Here is a 1,366-nt window from a genome sequence, read left to right on the forward strand (position 1 = left end):
TACTGCAACGTCACTCAGGTGAGTGGGTGGCCTCGGCGCCGGTAGTGCGATAGCCGGGCTTGGTGTTGTCGGCGGCGGCGCCAGTGGGACCATGCCCAGATGTGGTCGGGCTGGTGGTGGCGGGTCAGCACGAACGCGACCAGCAGACGGCGGATCTCCGGTAGCGTGAGCGCGATCATGCCGTCATTTCCGGGGTTGTTTCCCCTTTTAGCGCAATGGTTTTCGATGCCGCGAGCCAGGCCAGGGCGAGCATCGACAGGGTGATGTGGGCGTACCAGGCCCGCCAGGAACGGACCTGGTAGTGGTCGAGCCCGGCTTCGTTCTTGGCCTGCTGGAAGCATTCCTCGACGTGCCAGCGCGAGCCCGCGGTCCAGGCCAGATCCACCAGCCGTGCCCGCGCCGGGCCGTAACAGATGTAGTAGGCGATCTCGAACTCGCCCTTGCTGTTCGGGGACAGCGCACGCCGCGCCAGCAACCAGTGTCCGCGCCCGTTGTTCCAGCGTCCGTCGATCGGTCGCCTGGCCCAGTCGTATTCGCGGGGCCCGTGCGCTCCGGCCCCGACCGACAACCGCTGCCAGGATCGGGCGGGCAAGCCCGCGATCAGCGTGTCCGCGCGGTAGGTGCGCTCGGCGCGGGTGGTCATCGGGTCGTCGCGGCGGGTGGCCATCACATGGAACACGTCGTGGTCCTCGAGCCAGTCTCGCAGGTATCGGGCCTGACCGTATGCCTCGTCGGCAGTGAACCACGCGAACGGCACCCCCGCTGCCAGGGTTCGTTCCAGCATGGCGATCACCTGCCGCGGTTTGGTAGCGAACCCGACCTCGTCGGGGATGTCCGCGGCCCGGCAGCGGTCCCGATCGACGGTCCACGATTCGGGCAGATACAGTTCCCGATCGATCAGGGCGTGCCCGCGCGGTGACGCGTAAGCCAGGAACACCCCGATCTGGCAATTCTCGGTGCGGCCCGCGGTGCCGGAGTATTGACGTTGCACCCCAGCCGATTTCACCCCTTTCTTCAGGAACCCGGTCTCATCCGCGATCAACACACCCTCGCGATCGCCGAGGTGTTCGACCACGTAATCACGCACCTCGTCACGCACACCGCCGATGTCCCAGTCAGCTTTACGCAGCAACCGCTGCATCCCGTTCGGGCACACCTCACCAGCACGTTCGGCCAGGGTCCAGCCGTTCTTCCGTTCCAAGCCCGCGACCAGCCCCGACACATACTCCCGTGCTCTGGCCCGCGGTTCGGAACGACAGAACCGGTCCCCGATCCGCGCCATCAACGAATCCAGTTCGCCCACCAGCCGATCCAACATCACCCGACAGGTCTACCAGCACCAATTCACGCGAGTGACGTTGCAGTA

At 66.1% G+C, this 1,366-nt stretch carries 2 protein-coding genes; both read right to left on the reverse strand.

From position 1 onward, the window contains the following. Window positions 1–14 precede the first annotated feature (14 nt). Window positions 15–179: a hypothetical protein gene (locus ABH933_RS45505; RefSeq protein ID WP_429429382.1), complete on the reverse strand. Its 165-nt coding sequence runs from the start codon at window positions 177–179 to the stop codon at window positions 15–17. Next, the gene (locus ABH933_RS45510) at window positions 176–1,321 is read right to left on the reverse strand and encodes an IS701 family transposase (protein ID WP_429429384.1); all 1,146 of its coding nucleotides are present in this window, start codon (window positions 1,319–1,321) and stop codon (window positions 176–178) included. The genes ABH933_RS45505 and ABH933_RS45510 overlap by 4 nt, the downstream gene beginning before the upstream one ends. Window positions 1,322–1,366: the final 45 nt, after the last annotated feature.

The organism is Nocardia sp. GP40, from assembly GCF_050434125.1.
GTDB classification, from domain to species: Bacteria; Actinomycetota; Actinomycetes; order Mycobacteriales; family Mycobacteriaceae; genus Nocardia; species Nocardia albiluteola.